An 18,982-nucleotide genomic window follows, 5' to 3' on the forward strand; every position below is an offset into this window, starting at 1 on the left:
TTCGGCGAAACGCGTAAGCATGATGTTCTCCTCTCTTCGATAGAGACATCTTGTTCACGTTTTGTTCCGAGTCAAGCGCGACGTCGCGGAACCGCCATCTTATGTCGCTCTTATGTTCCGCTCGCATGGCGCAATTTCACGCCGCTCCGGATGCCAAAGACGTCACATTCTCAAGACGATTCAAGGACTTAAAGAGAATCCTGCGCGGTGTCTGGCTTTGCCCTCGGCAGCGTTTACCATAGCGTGAAGCTGTCATGGTACCGAGGCTGCTAATGTCACAATCGTCAGTCGAGCTCGACGATGTGGCCGTCGCGCAAGGTGACGCGGCGATCCATGCGCGCCGCCAGATCGAGATTATGGGTCGCGATCAGGGCCGCAAGGCCTGACGCGCGCACCAGAGCCGTCAGCGTACCGAAGACGTGATCCGCGGTGCCCGGATCGAGATTGCCGGTCGGCTCGTCGGCCAGGATGAGATGCGGCGCATTGGCGACGGCGCGGGCAATGGCAACCCTTTGTTGCTCGCCGCCCGACAATTCGTTCGGCCGGTGGCCAAAGCGCTGGCCAAGGCCAAGGAAGGTCAGCAATTCCTCGCTGCGCTGGCGCGCCTCGCGGCGCGACAAACCGCGGATCATCTGCGGCAGGATCACATTTTCCAGCGCTGAGAACTCCGGCTGGAGATGGTGGAACTGATAGACGAAGCCGATCGAATTGCGGCGCAGGCGGGTGCGTCCCGTATCGTTCAGATCGGCAGTCGAATAGCCGGAGATCAGCACGTCGCCGCCATCCGGTCTCTCAAGCAGGCCGGCTGTGTGGAGCAGCGTCGACTTGCCTGCCCCGGAGGGCGCGATCAGGGCTACCGACTGTCCCGGCATCACCATGAGGTCGACGCCCCGCAGAATATGCAGTTCCGAGGGACCTTGCTGGTAACTGCGTTCGACCCCTCGCAGTTCGAGGGCCGGAATTTCACCCGACAGGCTCATGACTCAGCCTCCCCTCAACGCTTCGACCGGGTCGAGCTTGGCAGCCCGCCAGGCGGGGTAGAGCGTGGCCAGGAAGCACAGGATCAAAGTGGTGATCACCACCACGGTCACTTCCGTCGGGTCGGTCTTGGCAGGCAAGCGCGAAAGGAAATAGATCTCGGAGGCGAACAATTGCGTATTGGACAGCCAGGAGATGAACTCCTGGATGTTCTCGATATAGCGGCACACCAGCAGCCCGAGCAGCAGGCCGAATATCGTACCGAGCAAGCCGATCGCCATGCCGGTGATGAAGAAGATGCGTAGCATAGCCCCGCGCGTCGCGCCCATGGTTCGCATGATGGCGATGTCGGTCTGCTTCGACTGCACCAGCATCACCATGCTCGAAACCACCCCGAGCGCAGCCATGATCACCAGGATCAGCAGGATCATGAACATGACGTTGCGCTCGACCTGGAGCGCCGTGAAGAAGGCCGAATTGCGCTGGCGCCAGTCGACTAGCGAGACAGGACGCCCGGCCGCCGTCTTGATCGCCTCGCTCTCAGACTGCACGTGGTCGGGGTCCTCGATATAGACCTCGATCGCCGTCGTATCGCCGTCGCGATTGAAATAAGCCTGCGATTCCTGCAGCGGCATGATCACGAAGCCGCTGTCGATATCGGACATGCCGACCTCGAAGGTGGCGACCACCGGATAGACCTTCATGCGCGGCGTGGTGCCAAAGGCGGTCTGGTCTCCCTTGGGCGAGATCAAGGTGATGCCGTCGCCGATCTGCAACCCAAGCGAGGATGCCAATTTGGCACCGATCACCACGCCCTGCCCCTGGTCGAAATTGTCCAGCGTTCCTTCCTTGATATTGTTGGCTAGGCCGGGCAGGCGCTTGAGATCCTCGAGCTTCATGCCGCGCACCAGGGCGCCGCTTGCCGAAAAAGGCGAAGACACCAGCACCTGCCCTTCCACGAAGGGGACCGCCAGGGTCACACCGGGCACCTTGGCGATGCGGCTAGTGACTGCATCATAGTCGGTCAACGGCGTCTCATAGGGAGAGACGACGATATGGCCGTTGAAGCCGAGAATCTTGGATTGCAATTCGACCCGAAAGCCGTTCATCACCGACATCACGATGATGAGGGCTGCAACGCCGATGAGGAAGCTGAGAAAGGACAGGACGGCAATCAGCGAAGCCACCCCACCCTTGCGGTGCGGCATGAGATAGCGCAGCGCCACCATCCACTCGAAGGCAGAGAAGGGCGGCGTTCCGGTCGGTTCCGACGATTTCGTGGCTGAAGCAGACGCGTTCATGGCATTCCAGGTGGGGCGCGAGGCCCTTTACTCCGCGAGAATCGCGGCGTTTGCACGGCAAAAATTCAGCGAGGCCCAGCTTTGCCACGGCTTTTTGACGCTCCAATCGAGGCAGCTTCGATGAAGAGAGACACCTTACCTTGAGATTATCCCTTGCAATTCAACTGGATACGGGGATTTCTTGATCAATTACAAAAATGCCGCGAGCGCAAAAGCACCCGCGGCATCGATAATGGCCCTTCCGGCTGAGGCAAGGCCAGGTCAGCCCACCAGCACAAGCGCGTCCGATGGCGTCAGCAATTGGCGTTCGCCGGTGCGACGGTTCTTCACCTCGACCTTGCCCTCTGCCAGGCTCTTGGGACCGACGATGATCTGCCAAGGCAAGCCGATCAGGTCCATCTTGGCGAATTTGCCGCCGGGCCTTTCATCGGTGTCGTCGAGCAGCACGTCGACCCCTTTGGCGCCAAGCTGCAGATAGAGATCGCCGCAGGCCGCATCCACCGCGCTGTCGCCCGGCTTGAGGTTGATCAGGCCGACCTTGAACGGCGCGATCGCCTCCGGCCAGATGATACCGGCCTCGTCATGGCTGGCCTCGATGGCCGCCCCGGCGACGCGGGTCGGCCCAATGCCGTAGGAACCGCCATGCACGGGAATGAGGGAGCCGTCCGGACCGGCGACGACGGCCTTCATCGGCGTCGAATATTTCGTGCCGAAATAAAAGATATGTCCGACCTCGATGCCGCGCGCCGAAACTTGCTTGTCGGCCGGCAGGGCGTCGAAGGCAGCCTTGTCGTGCTTCTCCTCGGTCGCGGCATAGAGCGAGGTCCACTGGTCGACGATCGCCTGCAGCCCGGCCTTGTCGTCGAAATCCGTGCCGGCAGAGGGTGGCGCCATCGACAAATAGTCGCGGTGGCAGAACACTTCGCTCTCCCCCGTCGACGCCAGGATGATGAATTCATGGCTCAGATTGCCACCGATCGGGCCGGTATCAGCCACCATGGGAATGGCCGTCAGGCCGAGCCGCGCGAAGGTGCGCAAATAGGCCACGAACATCTTGTTGTAGGAATGCTGCGCGCCGGCCTGGTCGAGATCGAAGGAGTAGGCGTCCTTCATCAGGAACTCTCGCCCGCGCATCAGGCCGAAACGGGGGCGGATCTCGTCACGGAACTTCCATTGTATATGGTAGAGGTTGAGCGGCAGATCCTTGTAGCTGCGCACATAGGCGCGGAAGATCTCGGTGATCATCTCTTCATTGGTCGGCCCATAGAGCATCTCGCGCTCTTGGCGATCCTTGATGCGCAGCATCTCCTTGCCGTAATCGTCATAGCGGCCGCTTTCGCGCCACAGATCGGCCGACTGGATGGTCGGCATCAGCAGCTCGATGGCACCGGCGCGATTCTGTTCTTCACGAATGATCGTATTGATCTTGTTCACCACGCGCAGGCCGAGTGGCAGCAATGCGTAGATTCCGGCCGCTTCCTGACGGATCATGCCTGCACGCAGCATCAGACGATGGGAAACAATTTCTGCTTCCTTCGGCGTCTCGCGCAGAATAGGCAGGAAATAACGGCTCAAACGCATAGGACAGACCTTCTCCAAGCTGCCGGCGAACCTTGGCTGCGCCGGGTAACACATGTGGCTAAATCGCGATTCAGGATAAAAAGGCGCGCCTGATCGAAACCTCGGCACGCCTCTCCGGCAAATCGCTTCCGATCGCCAGTCCGTGCCAGCTTGACCCGATCCCTCGCAAAAACACAAGGGTAAGACCAGCAAAAGCGCCATTATTTGGCGGTTTTCGCGCCCGCCGCGGTCAGTGCGATTCTACCCACCTGCTCATCTGCCTGCCCACGAACAGCGCAGCCTAGAGAAATGACGCGCACAAATTTTAAGCAAAGATATTAATTTTGTGCCGATCGCTGCACAAAGACGTGACAAGCAAAAAAACTTCGTCTAGCGTCCCTCCCGTCAACGACAGGGCATCCGAACTCAGCGATGAGTAGAAGGAAGTCAGGGTCCAAGTCTTGGGAGGAAGCCCGCAGGCGCCGCCGGTGAATAAACCGTTGTCGAGCAGCCGTCCTGACACTTCAAACAGCACAAAGATGCGTGAAGGAAGTCTCAGCGAAGATGGGTTAGGACGAGGTCTAGAATAAGGCGAGGCTCACGAGAGCCTCGCCTTTTTTCATTGCCGTTTGCGTAATGGCACCTTGCATCATGCGGATTCGACATGACAACCGCGTGACAATGTCGGATCGGCTGAACCCCCGTCGTAATGGCGATAGCATTGCAACGGAGAATCGGGCTTTCCGGATGCTGATTCTCCCAGATCGAACCGCCTATTCGATCAGGAGGAATTTGCTGGGTCTCCAACTCCGTTTCACTTCACATTGTCTGCCCGGCCGATTTACTTTAGCCTTTGAGGGCTGTGTGACGTGCGGCAGAACTGTGGCGAAGGCCGGCAGTTATCAGCGCCTCCCAGACTGTATTGAGCACGTTGAGCCTGTAGATCGATGAGCCGTAACCCTGTCTCGCAACCCGCGCGCATCGCGCCGCTGGCGGTATTGCCGGTATTCTATCGCCTGACCGGCAAACCCGTGCTGGTCATCGGCACGAGCCAGGCCGCGTTGTGGAAGGCCGAGCTTCTTGCCTCGACCGGCGCCGAAGTTCGCATCGCCGCACCTGAGGCGAGCGATGCCCTGGCGCAGCTGTGTGCCCGCGAGGACGTGGGTGTCCGCCACCTCGCCCGCTCCTGGCACGAAGCCGACCTCAATGGCATCGCGCTTGTCGTCGCCGACGTCGAGGACGACGAGCAAGCCGCCGATCTCGCCGCAGCCGCACGCCGGGCCCGAACGCCGGTAAACATCGTCGACCGGCCGGCCTTCTGCGATTTTCAGTTCGGTGCGGTGGTCAATCGCTCGCCGCTGGTGGTGGGCATTTCGACCGATGGCGCCGTTCCCGTCTTTGCCCAGGCGATCCGCAGCCGAATTGAGATGCTGTTGCCGACGGGGTTTCAGAAATGGGCGGAGGCCGCCCGCAACTGGCGCCCTCTGGTGCAGGCGCGGGATCTCTCCCTCCAGGCCCGCAGAGCGATCTGGGAACGTTTCGTCAATGCGGCCTTCCGGCATCCCGACCGCACGCCAGGCGAAGCCGAACGCGCCGACCTTCTGGCCGGCATCGAACAGCAGGAAAGAAATCCGGCACAGGGCAGCGTTGCCCTGGTGGGGGCAGGCCCTGGAGATCCGGAACTGCTGACCCTGAAGGCGGTGCGGGCCCTGCAATCGGCGGATGTCATCCTGCACGACGACCTCGTCTCCCAGGAAGTGCTCGATTTCGCTCGCCGCGAGGCTGAGCGCATCATCACCGGCAAGCGCGGGCATCGCCCGTCCTGCAAGCAGGACGACATCAATGCGCTCATGGTCTCCTTGGCCAGGGACGGCAAGCGGGTGGTGCGGCTGAAAGGCGGCGATCCCTTGATATTCGGACGGGCCGGCGAAGAAATCGCGGCCTGCCGCGCGGCTGGCGTGGCCGTCGAGGTCATTCCCGGCATCACCGCGGCATCCGGCGCCGCCGCGAGCCTGGAGGTCTCCCTCACCCATCGGGACCATGCCCGACGCCTCCAATACATCACCGCCCATGCCAAGAACGGTAAGCTGCCGGACGATCTTGATTGGAAGGCACTTGCCGACCCAGTCGCCACCACCGCCATCTATATGGGCAAGCTTGTCGTCGCCGAAGTCGCCACGCGCCTGCTCGAGGCAGGCATGGCCGCGGATACGCCGGCCATCATCGTCGAATATGCCACCCATGCACGCGAGCGCCGCTTTCACACCACGATCGGCGAAATGGCCGCCGTTTTTGCCGCCAACCAGCTCGACGGCCCCTGCATCATCCTGTTCGGCCAGGCCATGTCCGAGGCGAGACCCGACCGTCCAAGCTGAACGGCGGCGGTCTGCGCGGTACAGCTTCCGTTAAGGAAACGTTTGCGACCATGGTTCAATGGTGAGCCGCAGATTCGCGCGCCCGCCGGGCGAATGAACGACAGGAGTATTTGATGAAGAGATTGATTCTCGCGGCCGCCCTGGCCACGATCGGTTTTGCGGGCCTCTCGAGCGGTGCCTCGGCAATGCCGGCCTCGCCTGGCGTCCATGCCGACGGAAGCCTGGTCGAGAATGTCGCCTATGGCTGTGGACGTGGCTATGCGCCCAACCGTTGGGGCCGCTGTGTACCCAACAATTACGGCATCCGCCCTGCCCCGGCCTATCGTCCTGCCCCCAATTACGGCCGTCCACCGGTCTATCGTCGTGGGTCAGTCCCGGCCAATCGCAGCGGCTATGGTCGCGTCTGCCCGCCGGGCACGCGCCTCGGCCCCCGTGGCGCCGCCTGCCATCCGGCCTATTGAGCCACCCCATCTATTGAGCCACCTGCCCCACTGAGCCGGCAAGTGGCACGAGATCTCACCGTCTCATCGAACCCGGCAAGGTCTGTCCTTGCCGGTTTTTTTGGGTCACCAGGGACACCCGCTTCAAGGCAAACCCGTGCTCTCACGCCGGGGAAGCCCACCTGCGGACGCTCTTTGCCAGATAGTCAGTCGAACCGAAATCACCAGCCCGACGCACAGCGGCCGTACAGGCCCGGATACCTGCTGGGGGGACAGCGCCGCGGAGCAGCCCAATAGCGCGGGCCGTCATAATAGCCGGGGCCGTCGAAGTAGCCCGGACTGTCATAGTAGGGACGCACATAATATCGCGGTGCGCCGGCATAACCGTCGCCGTAGCGCGGTCCCCGATAACCGCGGCTGTTGGGAACGCAGCGTCCATAGCTGCGATAATAGTTACGCGGGCAGCCATCAGCCACCGTTTGCAGCAGGGGATTTTCCACGCCAGCCGCAGGCGCCAACGGCATGGCTGAAGCAGGCGCTGAAGCAAGGCCTGCTGAAGCAAGGCCCATGGCTGTTGCATAAGCGGCAATAACCCATTGTCTCATCACACGCTCCTCGAGCGAATCCAGCGCGGTATAAACGCAGCGCGGGAAATGTTCGTTCCACGCCAGCGGCGATCCCCCTTACCAATCTATGGCGGCAGCCGGAGCATTCATAGACAGCGGGAAATTCTTCCTCATATTTGTGGTGCGCGCGCTTCCACCTGACCGGCCTGTGCATTTCGTGGCTCTCTTATGTCGAGAAACTGAAATCGGGGCTTGCGCATCAGAGCGAAAAACCCTATTCAGCCCACGCTCAATGAGCGTCGGAGCGTAGCGCAGCCCGGTTAGCGCACTAGTCTGGGGGACTAGGGGTCGGAGGTTCAAATCCTCTCGCTCCGACCATTTTTTCCTGAACATTTTGGATATGTCAGCTCTTCTTTGCCTGGGCGAAGGAGCGCATGCTGCTTGCGGGTCCCGGCCATGGGACACCTAGAGCTGAACCCCTCAGGTTCCCGATGCTGAAAGTCATTGCCCGGGATTTCATCAAGCCCGAGCATGTCGCGGCCGTGCTTCCTCTCTACAGGGAACTGGTTGCCCGGACGCGCCTGGAAGAACATTGCATCGCCTACGACCTTTTCATCGACCAGAAAGACCCGGCCATTTCATCTTCATCGAGGCATGGCCCGGTCGTGCAGCCCTCGACGCCCTTTGCCGCACCGGACATTTCAAGCGGCTGGTGCCGCAGATCGATGCACATCAGCGCCAGCCGGATACCTTTATTCTGATGGGCTCCTTCGAGACCTGAGTGAGGTATTCCCAACCCGTGCCGATTCTCCGTCCTTGCACAACAAGAACAAAAAGAGAACAAAATACTGGACAAGCACCATGTCAGGGCATAGGCTCCTGCGCTCAACCGAAGGTAATCGACATGCTCGACGGTTATTTTGACGGCACGCATATGCAGGCTGCCCGGCCGGAGGAAGTCGCGGAGATCGCCCGTTTGGTCGAAAAGGCAGGCGGCAGCGGTACAGCTCTGCTGGTACTCTACCGTTATGCCCGGCAAGCCCAGACCTCGCTGATCAACCGGGACCGGCTGATCAAGGAATTGAAGCGTCAATCCGATCGGCTCGAGGACGAAGACCTTCACGAAAGAGTGGATGGTGACGCCCAAGGCGTATCGATCGACTGGATCGTCAGCCGCGAACTGAAGCGGACTGATGGCAATGCCGTCACAGCATTGCGCAGGGCCATTCGCCGCAATGTCCGGCTCGACGACGAGCTCGACCGTCTGGCGAGCCTGCTGGAGGCAGCAGGCAATCCTCTCAGCCTGTCCGGCAAGCCATGAATGGGCGGTCCGCAAGCCTGGAGCCTTTTCTGCCCCGGAATGCCGAAGTCGCGCAGCGCGAAGCCGACCAAGCGATCGCCGCCTGCCAAGGCGATGCACGCGCCGCAGTTCGGGCCCTGGTCGTGATGGTCGATCATCTCAGGGCCGAACTCGTCGAGCGGGACGATACGATCGCGATGCTGACAGCCAGTGTATCACGCGGCTATGCACGCGGTTTTGGCGAACGGCCTCTGCCTGGCTCGAGGGACAAGCTACTTTACAAGCCAGGTGAATGAGACCGAGTCTCTGTTTCAGGCTAGGGCGGTTTCAGGCTAGGGCGATCCCTCAGGGACGAGATCCCAGCAGTCGCCATTCATGAAAACACACAAAAGCCGTATCGCCATGCGGCACTCCTGCCACTGCAGCAGTCAAAAACGATTATGCTGTGCGTGCGGTGCAATCACCTGACCGCACAACATACAAACTTCCCCGTTCGCCGGACGGCTCACGTCGCGGTCGTCGCGTCACAGTGCGTGGGCGTTCAGCACCAGACGATGTCACAGCCGATCTTCGGATCGAGGCTGTGCTTGCCCGGAGCAGCAATCTGTCTCGCTTGCTTCGCGGCCTTGGCCGGCGAACGCCAATCAATCACCGTATCGATAATCAAAATTGCGATCACCAGGATAACCAGAAAACCCGTGATCATTTCACTCAGATCCATGACGAACCTCCATCAGCCGGCTTCCAATCCGGCCATGAGGGACTCAGCCCCTGACTTGAACGCCTGAATTCTGCGCTTGTTCCTACTATCCTTCAAGTTTAAATCGCCGTCGACTGCCGGAACTCAGCGCCATCTCGCAATGCACACACGTTGCTGCGGCGCAACTAAAAGAAAAGCCGGCTGCTGCCGCGCCGGCTTTTCCTGAAAATCTGACGGTATACCGAAAGACTCTATGGGTCGCTTAGGCCGCGGCCTGGAGCTGGTCAGCGGCCAACTTGCCCGAGCGCCGATCCTGGACCAGCTCATAGCTGATCTTCTGGCCTTCGCGCAGTTCATACAGGCCGGCCCGTTCAACCGCACTGATGTGGACGAACACGTCCTTGGAGCCATCATCGGGCTGAATGAAACCGTAGCCCTTCTGGGCGTTGAACCACTTCACGGTACCTGTGCTCATCGTGAGCTATTCCTTCAACGTAGTGAGAGCCAAAGCCCGCAACGAAGCGGACCCAGCGAGTGTCGAGTTTTGGTGAGAGCTTGTCAGCGCGCATCCAGCTTTTGCCGTGACGCGAGGCCAAGTCGTTCGGCCGAAAATCGATGGCGACAGGCTGCCCGATTGAAACCGGCCGGTCAAGACAAACCTGCGACAAATTGTACGTTTCTGCGATCTACCCCGCATTCTTGAAACGCCAATAACAATATAGTGGCAATTCAGCCGAAATCTTCCGAGCAGAACATCGAGGCGGCAATTCCCCAGCACATGCTTGATCCTATTCTTATGGATTCACTACGCTTCAAATCACTTTCCTGCCACACAATCCTCTGACTTTTCGCTGGAAGAGCATTCGCACAGACTCAAAATCGGCCCTGGGGAGCGCTCACGTCATGTTCTTCCTGCGGCCAGATACAAGCAAATGGCCTTAACCATGGCGCAGGGCGGTTGGCGCCTTGGTCTCGCTTGCGACTATAAGGACGGGACCGGGCAGGCAGGCAAAGGACCGAAGGAACGATGGAGGGGGCGGATCCAGCGATCGCGATATTGGTGCCCTGCTACAATGAGGCGGTGGCCATCCAGGCGGTCATCCAGGGGTTCCGCGCCCACCTGCCGTCAGCTGTCATCTATGTCTATGACAACAATTCCACTGACGATACGGCGCGTCTGGCACGGGAAGCCGGCGCCGTGGTGCGGCATGAAGCCCGCCAGGGCAAGGGGCACGTGATCCGCCGCATGTTCGCGGATATCGAGGCCGACATCTATATCATCGTCGATGGTGACAACACCTACGATCCCGCCAGCGCCCCAGCACTGGTCGCGGCACTGCGCGCCGGACCTCTCGATCTCGTCAACGGGGTGCGCGTGGCCAACGGCGAAACGGCCTACCGCCCCGGACATCGTTTCGGCAACCGGATGCTCACCCGCCTGGTCACGCGATTCTTCGGCTCGTCCTCACGTGACATGCTGTCGGGCTACAAGGCGATGTCCCGGCGCTTCGTCAAGACGTTCCCCACCCTCTCGACCGGTTTCGAGATCGAAACCGAGCTGCTCGTGCATGCGCTCGAAATGTCGCTTCCGCTTGGCGAGATCGAAACGTTCTATAGGGAGAGGCTGGCGGGCTCGCAGAGCAAGCTGCGTACCGTGCAGGATGGCGTGCGCATTCTCAAGCTGATCGCCAAACTGGTGAAAGAGGAAAGACCGCTGCTCTTCTTCAGCCTGGTGGCCGGCATCCTCGCCTTGCTGTCGCTCGGCACCGCAACGCCCGTGGTGCTGGAATATCTCGAATTCGGCTCGGTCAAGCGCCTGCCGACGGCCGTGCTGGCCACAGGCCTGATGCTATCGGCCATCATCGCCTTCTTTTCCGGCATGATCCTCGATACGGTCACGCGCGGGCGAAGGGAACTCAAGCGGTTGCATTATCTGCATTATGCCCCCGTCCGCTGACCCCGCCTCCGGCAGGTCCCTGCGCCGCCGGCTATGCTGTTTTGCCCTGGCTGGTTTCGTCGGCTTCGCCTTCGATGCCGGCATCCTGACTATCCTGGTCAATCTCGGCCTCGATGCACGCCTGGCGCGCCTTGCCTCCTTCGCCTGCGCCACGGTGGTGACCTGGCTGATCAACCGCTCGCTCACCTTCGGCGACCGGGCCGGTACCGACATCGCGGCCGAGTTCCTGCGCTATCTGTCCGCCAGCGCGCTGGCTGCTCTGGTCAATCTCGGCGCCTTCATGGCGTTGGTCACGCTCGGCGGGCCTTTTGCACGCTGGCCGGTGCTGGCGGTGGCAATTGCCGTCGCGCTATCGATGACCTTGAATTTCTGGAGCTATTTCAAGATGGTCTTCACGCCGAAGACCCGGGATCCAGACGGGCCCGCCTAAGGCCGGCTCCGCCATAGAACCTCGTGCGACTGGCGAAATCGTCACCTGTCGCGCATCATATGGAAAAGAGGGATCGCGGCAAAGAAGCACCCGAGGCCCGGGCGCTTCCTGGTTTGCCGCTGAACCTGTTATCGGCCGAAGCCCGGAATACCTGCGGTCATGCCGCGCGCGAGCTGCGTGACGAAGTTGAGGTCGCCGCCAGCCGTCGGCGTCGTACGGGTGATCGAATCAAATACCACGCCGTCCTTCAGGCCGTAATTGGCGACGCGTGCCACCCGGCCATTGGTGAAGTAGACGGCCAGCACGTTACGGTCGGTCACATGCGGAGACAAAAAGGCCACCGGACGGGACGTGGTCTGAGACACATAGTACCAGGCTTGGCCGTCCAGCGTGGACTGAGTCGAGGGCGTGCCGAGCGCGTCGAGCACCTGGGCCTGGGACGTGCCAGGCTTGATCGCCGACAAGGTGCTCTCCGTCACCACAATGCCGTGCACATTGGTCTCGCCGATCGAACCGCAGCTTTGCAGCAGCCCGGCCAGGGAGATGACGACAGCGGCCGCCAACGCGGGAGACCGGAAACGGGGGGGCAACACAACTATACTCACTTTGGCCTCCATCGGGCACACAGGCTCGTTCGCCACATCGTCGCGTGGGTTCTGGCGTAACCCGCTCGCGCACGAAATTCAACCTTGGCGCTCAGAGAGCATCCACTTATATGGAGCATCCGTTATAGAGTGCGGTCTTCGACCGGATCGTGCCAGGCCACCGACATGGTCGCGCCCCGGAACCCCGGTCGAATACCCCTGCTGGTGAAGGAGCTCATGTTCGGCCTGTTTCGCAATAGAGCGCGCGATGCGCAGATTGCCCGTCTCTACGACCAGATCGTGACCCAGGGTCGCGATCCCGCCTTGTTTGTCGAGGGTTGCGTCCCCGACACGGTGGAAGGACGTATGGACATGATGCTGCTGCATCTGTTCCTGCTCATGCATCGGCTCAACGATGAGCAGGGCGAGATCCGCGAGATCGCCCAGGGCGTTTGCGACCGCTTCTTCGCCGAGCTCGACCGAGCCATGCGGGAAATGGGCGTCGGCGACCTCGCCGTCCCCAAGAAGATGCGCAAGATCGCAGACATCTATACGGGATGCTCCTCATCCTATGGCAATGCCCTGCATAAGCCGGATGACGAGGAACTCACCCAGGTCCTCCTGCGCAACGTCTATGCCCGCGACGAAGAGAGGTTGCCTCAGGCGCGGGCCCTCGCGGGCTATGTCCGGCGCGCCTCCAGGGCCCTTGCCGACGCTTCCCTGGCAAGCCTTGCCAGCGGCTCCCTACCCTTCCCCACTCCAGCACTAGGTGAGAGCGCATGACCAATCCAACGCCCCACTTCTCGCGTCCGGTCCATCTGCGCGAGATTCCGGCCACGGGCCGTCACTTTGTCATCGAGACGAACGAAGAAGAGCGCAGGGCCGTGGCCCGGCAGCTCGGCATTCCGGATGTCGCAGCCCTGACGGCCAAGCTGCATGTCACGCCCTTCCGCAAGGATGGCCTTGCGGTCGAAGGCTCCCTTCATGCCCTGATAACCCAGATCTGCGTCGTCACTGCCGAAGCGTTCGAGAGCAAGGTCGAGGCGCCCGTCGATATTCGCTTCTCGCCGGATGGGCAGGATCCCAATGCTGAATTCGATCTGGCCGAATTGAACGATCCGGAGGCCGAAGATCCGCCGGACCTGCTGACGGGCGATACCATCGATCTCGGCGCCGTCGTCTGCGAATTCCTCGCCCTGGCGCTTGATCCCTATCCTCGCAAGCCGGGCGCTACGTTTGAGGGCGACGAAGACGAAGCGGGCCTTTCCCCTTTCGCCGCCCTCAACGGGCTGAAGGACAAGGATTCCTGAAGGCAAGGCCTGTTCTGCCGAGAACTGGCAAAAGCTCCGCGAATGCCTTTGATCGAACACGATTGTGTGAGATCGCACGTCCTTGAGCCGCGATTCATTGATCCGTTACGGGCCTGGACCTATCCACGTCCCAAAGCGTTTTGTGGTTTGAATGACGGACGTCAAATCGCAAGGACGCGCCGAACCAAAGAATGAGAGCAAGGAGCGTTTCGCCAAAACGCGCTTTGCTCCTGGGATTTCTGCCTGTTGGAGAAGTATATGTCTTTGAAGCGTCTGATGGCCGGGGTTTCACTCGGCATTGGCTTGCTCGCATCCGGCCAGCCTGCCTTCGCTGCCGAAGCGCTGGACAAGCCGGCGATCGAGGCAATCGTCAAGAATTACCTGATGGAGCATCCCGAGGTCATCGTCGACGCCATCAACGCCATGCAGGCCAAGCAGGAAGCGGCGACGGCCGAGCGCCAGAAGAAACTGCTCTCCGACAGCATGGACACCATCCTCAACGGGTCGCAGAACGCCGTGCTCGGTAACCCCGAAGGCGATGTCACCCTGGTCGAGTTCTTCGACTACAATTGTGGCTACTGCAAGCGCGGCCTGGCCGACATGGTCAAGCTGCTCGATACCGACAAGAAGCTGAAGGTGGTATTGCGCGACTACCCGATCCTGAGCGAAGGCTCCAAGGAAGCGGCCATTGTTGCCCTCGCCGTCAAGAAGCAGTTGCAAGGCGACAAGTTCCTGGAGTTTCACCAAATCCTGCTGGGCACGCGCGGCGCCGTGGGCAAGGACCGCGCCCTGCAGGTTGCCCAGGATTCCGGTGTCGACATGACCAAGCTCCAGGCCGACATGAAGGATCCGGCCCTGCTGAAGGGGCTCGCCAACACGATGCAGCTCGGCGAAGCGTTGGGCATCAACGGCACGCCCTCTTATGTGCTCGGCAGCGAGATCACCCCCGGCGCCGTCGGTTACGATGCCCTGAAGTCCAAAATCGATTCGCTGCGCAAATGCGGCCAGACCGCCTGCGGCTGAGCCGGGCAGCCCCTTCTCGGACAAAGCTGGCGGTTTTTCACCGTCGGCTTTGCCTTCCTGGATCGAGCGCCCTATAAGGGGCGTTCGCAGCAAAAGGCCCGTTGCAGCAAGCTTCGGGCTTTCAATTTATGGTCCTGATGGCAAGCATGGCGCTCGTCTACATTCTGAATGGCCCCAATCTCAACATGCTGGGTGTGCGTGAAACGTCCGTCTACGGCACGCTCGACCTCAACGGCATCGAGAAGATGGCCAGGGCGCGCGCCGAGCAATTGGGCCTTACCATCGAATTCCGGCAGACCAACCACGAGGGCGTGCTACTCGACTGGGTGCACGAGGCCTATCACAAGGGGGCGGTCGGGTTGATCATCAATCCCGGAGCGCTCACCCATACCTCGATCGCTCTGCACGATGCGATCAAAGCCGTTAGCCTGCCGGTAATCGAATTGCATCTATCCAACGTGTTCGCGCGCGAAAGTTTCCGGCACCATTCCTGGGTCTCGCCGGCAGCCAAGGGCGTGATCTGCGGATTTGGCCCGAAGGGCTATGAACTTGCCCTCGAAGCATTGGCTTCGAGCGTATCGGCTCAATGAATGACGGGGCCTCGGCCCCGCGGAAACGCAAGGCATGACGATGTCGCGAACCAAATCGGGGATTGACCCCGAGATTATCCGGGAACTCGCCAATCTCCTGACGGAGACGGATCTCACCGAAATCGAGGTGCAGCAAGCCGACCTGCGCATTCGAGTGGCGCGGCAGATCAATGTGACCGCGACCGTTCCGGTCGGCGCGCCGGCTGTCGCCGTCGCTGCTCCGGCTGTCGTCGCCGCTCCGGCCGCTGCCGATCCGGCCAATCATCCCGGTGTCCTGAAATCGCCGATGGTGGGCACCGCCTATCTCGGTGCTGCGCCGGGCGCCAAGGCTTTCGTCGAGATCGGCAGCAAGGTCAATCAGGGCGACCGCGTGCTGATCGTCGAGGCGATGAAGACCTTCAACGACATTATCGCGCCGCGTTCGGGAACGGTGACCACCTTGTTCATCGAAGACAAGCAGCCGGTCGAATACGGCCAGCCGCTGATGATCATCGAGTGAGCGGAATGTTTGACAAGATCCTGATCGCGAATCGCGGCGAGATCGCCCTGCGCGTGCTGCGCGCCTGCAAGGAGCTCGGCATCAAGACGGTGGCTGTCCATTCCACCGCCGATGCCGATGCCATGCATGTCAAGCTGGCGGACGAGAGCGTCTGCATCGGCCCGCCGCCGGCTCGCGAAAGCTATCTCAACATTCCCGCTCTAATTGCCGCTTGCGAGATCACCGGCGCCGAGGCCGTGCATCCGGGCTATGGCTTCCTGTCGGAAAATGCCCGCTTCGCCGACATCCTCGATCAGCACAACATTGCCTTCATCGGCCCCAAGGCCGAGCATATCCGCATGATGGGCGACAAGATCGAGGCCAAGCGCACTGCCAAGCGCCTCGGCATTCCCTGCGTGCCCGGCTCGGATGGCGGCGTCACCAATGACGTCGATGCCGCCCGCATCGCCGAGGAGATCGGCTATCCGGTGCTGGTCAAGGCCGCTGCCGGCGGCGGTGGTCGCGGCATGAAGGTGGCTCTGACGGCGGAAGACCTGCCCGACGCTCTCGCCACCGCTCGCGCGGAAGCGCTGGCTGCCTTTGGCGACGATGCGGTCTATCTGGAGAAATATCTGCAGAAGCCACGCCATATCGAATTGCAGGTGCTCGGCGATGGCCAGGGCCACGCCATCCATCTGGGCGAACGCGACTGCTCACTGCAGCGCCGGCACCAGAAGGTGTGGGAGGAAGGCCCCTCTCCCGCCCTCAATGCCGCCCAGCGCAACAAGATCGGCGACATCGTCGCCAAGGCGATGATCGAGCTCGGCTATGTCGGCGCCGGCACCATCGAGTTCCTCTATGAGAACGGCGAGTTCTATTTCATCGAGATGAACACACGCATCCAGGTGGAACATCCGGTCACCGAGATGATCACCGGCATCGATCTCGTCAACGAGCAAATCAAGATCGCCGCGGGATCGCCGCTGTCGATCAAGCAGTCGGACGTGCAGATCGAAGGCCACGCCATCGAATGCCGCATCAACGCCGAGAATGCCGCGACCTTCCGGCCCTCGCCCGGCACGATCAGCTATTTCCACCCACCCGGCGGGCTTGGCGTGCGTGTCGATTCGGCTGTCTACCAGGGCTACAAGATCCCGCCCTATTATGATTCGCTGATCGGCAAGCTGATCGTACACGGCCGTACCCGCACCGAATGCCTGATGCGCCTGCGCCGGGCCATCGACGAATTCGTGGTCGATGGCGTGGAGACCACCCTGCCGCTGTTCCGCACCCTGGTGCGCAACGCGGACATCCAGAACGGCCTCTACGACATTCACTGGCTCGAGAAATTCCTCGAGGCCGGCGGCATGAGCGACAGCGCCTAGGCGGTTCCGCCATGTCGGGCGCCGAGCTCAATCTGGAGATCACGCCGCAGGTCCTGCTCAAGGCCTATGCCTGCGGCATCTTCCCGATGGCCGAAAGCGCCGACGATCCAGGCCTCTATTGGGTCGAGCCCGAGTTTCGCGGCATCGTTCCACTCGATGGCCTGATCATCTCCCATCGCCTCGCCCGCACCATCCGCTCCGACCGCTTCGAGGTGGTGGTGGATCGCGATTTCGAGGCGGTGATCGATGGCTGCGCCCAATCCGGGCCGGGACGTCGCACCACCTGGATCAATGCCTCGATTCGCCGGCTCTATGGCGAGTTGTTCCGATTGGGCCATTGCCACACCGTCGAGGCCTATCGAAACGGCCGACTGGTTGGTGGCCTCTACGGCGTCGATCTCGGCGGCGCCTTCTTCGGCGAAAGCATGTTCCATCTGGAGAGCGATGCATCCAAGGTGGCCCTCGCCCATCTGGTCGCGCGGCTGCGCCATGGCGGCTACCAATTGCTCGACGCCCAATTCGTCACCGACCACCTCGCCAGTCTCGGCGCAATCGAATTACCGCGTTCCCTCTATCATCGCCTGCTGGACGACGCCTTGGGCGAGGACGGCGATTTTCTCGCCTGGCCAAAGGAAGAGGCCAGGAGCGGCGCCGAAATTCTGGCAGCTCTCGCCGATTGAGCCGGGCGCAAGAGGTCGGCGAAACTGCCATACAGGCGACCAAGGTCATGCGCTGGCGGATGCAGTGGAGCCCGCTACCGCCGTGACGGATCGTCAGTCCCAGGCTGGCCGGGAGAAATCGGCTCAATCCTGCGGCGCGTTGGGATCCACCGGCTGGTCGAAGAAATCGGTGTTGCCGTCGCCCGTTTCGGGCGGCGGAGCGACATCGGGCTCGGGTGCCGCGGCCTGCCCCTTCTTGCCCTTGGCGGGCTTGGTGCCCGGCTGCGCCGTCACGACGGGCGGTGGCGGCGGATCGCTGGTCTTGCCGCCCTTGCAGTCCTTGAGCCAGACGTCATAGACGGGATGTTCCACGCCATTGAGGCCGGGGCTGGACGCAAACATCCAGCCATTAAACAGGCGCTCGACCTTCTTGCTGAGGGTCAGTTCGTCGATCTCGACGAAACTGGTGGTTTGCGGATCTTCGCTGGCGGAACGGCTGTAACAGACGCGCGGCGTCACGCTGAGCGCGCCGAACTTCACCGTCTGTCCAACCGGCGCCTCGAAGGTGCTGATTTCACCCGAGATCTTGTCGAGGCCGGTGAACACCGCGGTGGGATTGGCGACACGTTCGGCCCGGGCGGCGGTACTACCCAGGATCAAGCCGAGGCAGGCCACGCTTGCCATGGCAAGGCAGCGCGAGCGGCCGGTCGGGGGAAAGAAGGCAAGCGGGCGCAAAAGCAAATGGATCCGTATCTGGACGAGTCGAGAAGCGATAGCGCCCCATCGGGGCAAAAAGACGGCCACAGGCATGGCCGCGCCCCAGCCATGTGGCCGCGTCAATCCCCCGGCGACCAGGCCTGGTAGTCGCCGGTCGCGGACTGGCGATGGCCATGGGAGAGCATCGAGCCCTTCGGGTGATAGGCGTTCACCGTACCGGTCTGGTTCGGGCGATGCGGCTTTTGCCATTCGCGCGGCTTGTATTCGGTCTCGCTCGGCGGGGTGTCGACCTGATGGTGCATCCAGCCCCACCAGCCCGGCGGAATCGCCGTGGCCTCGGCATAGCCATTATACTGCACCCAGCGGCGCTGCACGCCGATGGTCGGATCCACGGCGCCACCCTTGGTGCGGTAATAGACATTGCCGAACTCGTCCTCGCCCACGCGCTCGCCCTTCCGCGAGGTCCAGAAGCGGGTTCCGATCGTGGAGCCGTTCCACCACGTGAAGATCTGCAGGAGCGTTTTCATCGAGGGCTGCCGTTTCGTATTCCGTTGCAAGTCTTATGGCCAAGCGCGGCGGCGATGTCCACCATTGCGCATGGTCTCATCGGTGATTTCTGACGCAAAGCG

Annotated in this window: 22 protein-coding genes, 1 tRNA gene and 1 pseudogene; 15 read left to right on the forward strand and 9 right to left on the reverse strand. The window is 61.5% G+C overall.

All coding sequences use genetic code 11. The features are described 5' to 3' along the window. Positions 1 to 284 precede the first annotated feature (284 nt). From U1R88_RS05585 to proS, 3 genes are all read right to left on the reverse strand, one after another. Positions 285 to 980, reverse strand: a complete 696-nt coding sequence (locus U1R88_RS05585) for an ABC transporter ATP-binding protein (RefSeq protein ID WP_322430339.1) — start codon at positions 978 to 980, stop codon at positions 285 to 287. Positions 981 to 983: 3 nt separating this feature from the next. After that, complete coding sequence (locus tag U1R88_RS05590) at positions 984 to 2,279, reverse strand: lipoprotein-releasing ABC transporter permease subunit (RefSeq protein WP_322430340.1); 1,296 nt, start codon at positions 2,277 to 2,279, stop codon at positions 984 to 986. A gap of 261 nt (positions 2,280 to 2,540) precedes the next feature. Beyond that, positions 2,541 to 3,860 (reverse strand): proline--tRNA ligase, encoded by a 1,320-nt coding sequence (gene proS, locus U1R88_RS05595; protein ID WP_322430341.1) that lies wholly within the window; start codon positions 3,858 to 3,860, stop codon positions 2,541 to 2,543. A gap of 926 nt (positions 3,861 to 4,786) precedes the next feature. On the opposite strand from proS, the gene cysG reads away from it, so the two are divergent. Both cysG and U1R88_RS05605 read left to right on the forward strand, forming a co-directional pair. Further along, positions 4,787 to 6,214 carry a siroheme synthase CysG gene (gene cysG, locus U1R88_RS05600; protein WP_322430342.1) on the forward strand — a complete coding sequence of 476 codons (1,428 nt, stop codon included), beginning with the start codon at positions 4,787 to 4,789 and terminating at the stop codon, positions 6,212 to 6,214. Positions 6,215 to 6,327: 113 nt separating this feature from the next. Continuing rightward, a complete protein-coding gene (locus U1R88_RS05605; protein WP_322430343.1) occupies positions 6,328 to 6,675 on the forward strand; it encodes a GCG_CRPN prefix-to-repeats domain-containing protein in 348 nt (115 codons plus the stop codon). A 200-nt stretch (positions 6,676 to 6,875) separates the two neighbouring features. Here the strand turns inward: U1R88_RS05605 and U1R88_RS05610 are convergent, their stop codons facing one another. Further along, positions 6,876 to 7,259 (reverse strand): hypothetical protein, encoded by a 384-nt coding sequence (locus U1R88_RS05610; protein ID WP_322430344.1) that lies wholly within the window; start codon positions 7,257 to 7,259, stop codon positions 6,876 to 6,878. Positions 7,260 to 7,520: 261 nt separating this feature from the next. Between U1R88_RS05610 and U1R88_RS05615 the strand changes: the two genes are divergently transcribed. From U1R88_RS05615 to U1R88_RS05630, 4 genes are all read left to right on the forward strand, one after another. Beyond that, a tRNA-Pro gene (locus U1R88_RS05615) sits at positions 7,521 to 7,598 on the forward strand. Between the two features lie 56 nt (positions 7,599 to 7,654). Continuing rightward, entirely contained in the window at positions 7,655 to 7,981 is a 327-nt protein-coding gene (locus tag U1R88_RS05620; RefSeq protein ID WP_322430345.1) for a putative quinol monooxygenase, read from the forward strand. 143 nt (positions 7,982 to 8,124) lie between these two features. Then, positions 8,125 to 8,541: a hypothetical protein gene (locus U1R88_RS05625; RefSeq protein WP_322430346.1), complete on the forward strand. Its 417-nt coding sequence runs from the start codon at positions 8,125 to 8,127 to the stop codon at positions 8,539 to 8,541. Further along, positions 8,538 to 8,816, forward strand: coding sequence for a hypothetical protein (locus tag U1R88_RS05630; RefSeq protein WP_322430347.1), 279 nt, complete (start codon positions 8,538 to 8,540; stop codon positions 8,814 to 8,816). Before U1R88_RS05625 ends, U1R88_RS05630 begins: the two co-directional genes overlap by 4 nt. Positions 8,817 to 9,061: 245 nt before the next feature. On the opposite strand, the gene U1R88_RS05635 is transcribed toward U1R88_RS05630, so the two are convergent. Both U1R88_RS05635 and U1R88_RS05640 read right to left on the reverse strand, forming a co-directional pair. Beyond that, on the reverse strand, positions 9,062 to 9,241 hold the full coding sequence (locus U1R88_RS05635) for a hypothetical protein (RefSeq protein WP_322430348.1): 180 nt from the start codon (positions 9,239 to 9,241) through the stop codon (positions 9,062 to 9,064). Between the two features lie 241 nt (positions 9,242 to 9,482). Continuing rightward, positions 9,483 to 9,695, reverse strand: a complete 213-nt coding sequence (locus tag U1R88_RS05640) for a cold-shock protein (RefSeq protein WP_068296022.1) — start codon at positions 9,693 to 9,695, stop codon at positions 9,483 to 9,485. 552 nt (positions 9,696 to 10,247) lie between these two features. Between U1R88_RS05640 and U1R88_RS05645 the strand changes: the two genes are divergently transcribed. Both U1R88_RS05645 and U1R88_RS05650 read left to right on the forward strand, forming a co-directional pair. Continuing rightward, positions 10,248 to 11,177, forward strand: a complete 930-nt coding sequence (locus U1R88_RS05645; protein ID WP_322430349.1) for a glycosyltransferase family 2 protein — start codon at positions 10,248 to 10,250, stop codon at positions 11,175 to 11,177. After that, positions 11,161 to 11,607 (forward strand): GtrA family protein, encoded by a 447-nt coding sequence (locus U1R88_RS05650; RefSeq protein WP_322430350.1) that lies wholly within the window; start codon positions 11,161 to 11,163, stop codon positions 11,605 to 11,607. The genes U1R88_RS05645 and U1R88_RS05650 overlap by 17 nt, the downstream gene beginning before the upstream one ends. A 128-nt stretch (positions 11,608 to 11,735) precedes the next feature. On the opposite strand, the gene U1R88_RS05655 is transcribed toward U1R88_RS05650, so the two are convergent. Then, positions 11,736 to 12,212 carry an outer membrane protein assembly factor BamE gene (locus U1R88_RS05655; protein WP_245314977.1) on the reverse strand — a complete coding sequence of 159 codons (477 nt, stop codon included), beginning with the start codon at positions 12,210 to 12,212 and terminating at the stop codon, positions 11,736 to 11,738. Between the two features lie 165 nt (positions 12,213 to 12,377). Between U1R88_RS05655 and U1R88_RS05660 the strand changes: the two genes are divergently transcribed. From U1R88_RS05660 to aat, 7 genes are all read left to right on the forward strand, one after another. Continuing rightward, positions 12,378 to 12,974 carry a ubiquinol-cytochrome C chaperone family protein gene (locus U1R88_RS05660; protein WP_082980097.1) on the forward strand — a complete coding sequence of 199 codons (597 nt, stop codon included), beginning with the start codon at positions 12,378 to 12,380 and terminating at the stop codon, positions 12,972 to 12,974. Further along, the gene (locus U1R88_RS05665; protein ID WP_322430351.1) at positions 12,971 to 13,501 is read left to right on the forward strand and encodes a YceD family protein; all 531 of its coding nucleotides are present in this window, start codon (positions 12,971 to 12,973) and stop codon (positions 13,499 to 13,501) included. Before U1R88_RS05660 ends, U1R88_RS05665 begins: the two co-directional genes overlap by 4 nt. Before the next feature lie 258 nt (positions 13,502 to 13,759). Further along, a complete protein-coding gene (locus tag U1R88_RS05670; protein WP_068296014.1) occupies positions 13,760 to 14,524 on the forward strand; it encodes a DsbA family protein in 765 nt (254 codons plus the stop codon). Between the two features lie 146 nt (positions 14,525 to 14,670). Next, positions 14,671 to 15,114 (forward strand): type II 3-dehydroquinate dehydratase, encoded by a 444-nt coding sequence (gene aroQ, locus U1R88_RS05675; RefSeq protein WP_322430352.1) that lies wholly within the window; start codon positions 14,671 to 14,673, stop codon positions 15,112 to 15,114. 34 nt (positions 15,115 to 15,148) lie between these two features. Further along, a complete protein-coding gene (accB, locus tag U1R88_RS05680; RefSeq protein WP_425545382.1) occupies positions 15,149 to 15,613 on the forward strand; it encodes an acetyl-CoA carboxylase biotin carboxyl carrier protein in 465 nt (154 codons plus the stop codon). A gap of 5 nt (positions 15,614 to 15,618) precedes the next feature. Then, positions 15,619 to 16,977: an acetyl-CoA carboxylase biotin carboxylase subunit gene (gene accC / locus U1R88_RS05685; protein WP_068296013.1), complete on the forward strand. Its 1,359-nt coding sequence runs from the start codon at positions 15,619 to 15,621 to the stop codon at positions 16,975 to 16,977. An 11-nt stretch (positions 16,978 to 16,988) separates the two neighbouring features. Beyond that, positions 16,989 to 17,657 (forward strand): leucyl/phenylalanyl-tRNA--protein transferase, encoded by a 669-nt coding sequence (gene aat, locus U1R88_RS05690; protein ID WP_322430353.1) that lies wholly within the window; start codon positions 16,989 to 16,991, stop codon positions 17,655 to 17,657. A gap of 279 nt (positions 17,658 to 17,936) precedes the next feature. Here aat and U1R88_RS05695 read toward each other — a convergent pair. Next, positions 17,937 to 18,389, reverse strand: a pseudogene (locus tag U1R88_RS05695) (DUF2155 domain-containing protein); the annotation flags it as partial. Between the two features lie 83 nt (positions 18,390 to 18,472). Continuing rightward, positions 18,473 to 18,880 carry an NADH:ubiquinone oxidoreductase subunit NDUFA12 gene (locus tag U1R88_RS05700; protein ID WP_322430354.1) on the reverse strand — a complete coding sequence of 136 codons (408 nt, stop codon included), beginning with the start codon at positions 18,878 to 18,880 and terminating at the stop codon, positions 18,473 to 18,475. Positions 18,881 to 18,982 lie beyond the last annotated feature (102 nt).

Source organism: Labrys sedimenti (assembly GCF_034424805.1).
In the GTDB taxonomy this organism is placed as follows: Bacteria; Pseudomonadota; Alphaproteobacteria; order Rhizobiales; family Labraceae; genus Labrys; species Labrys sedimenti.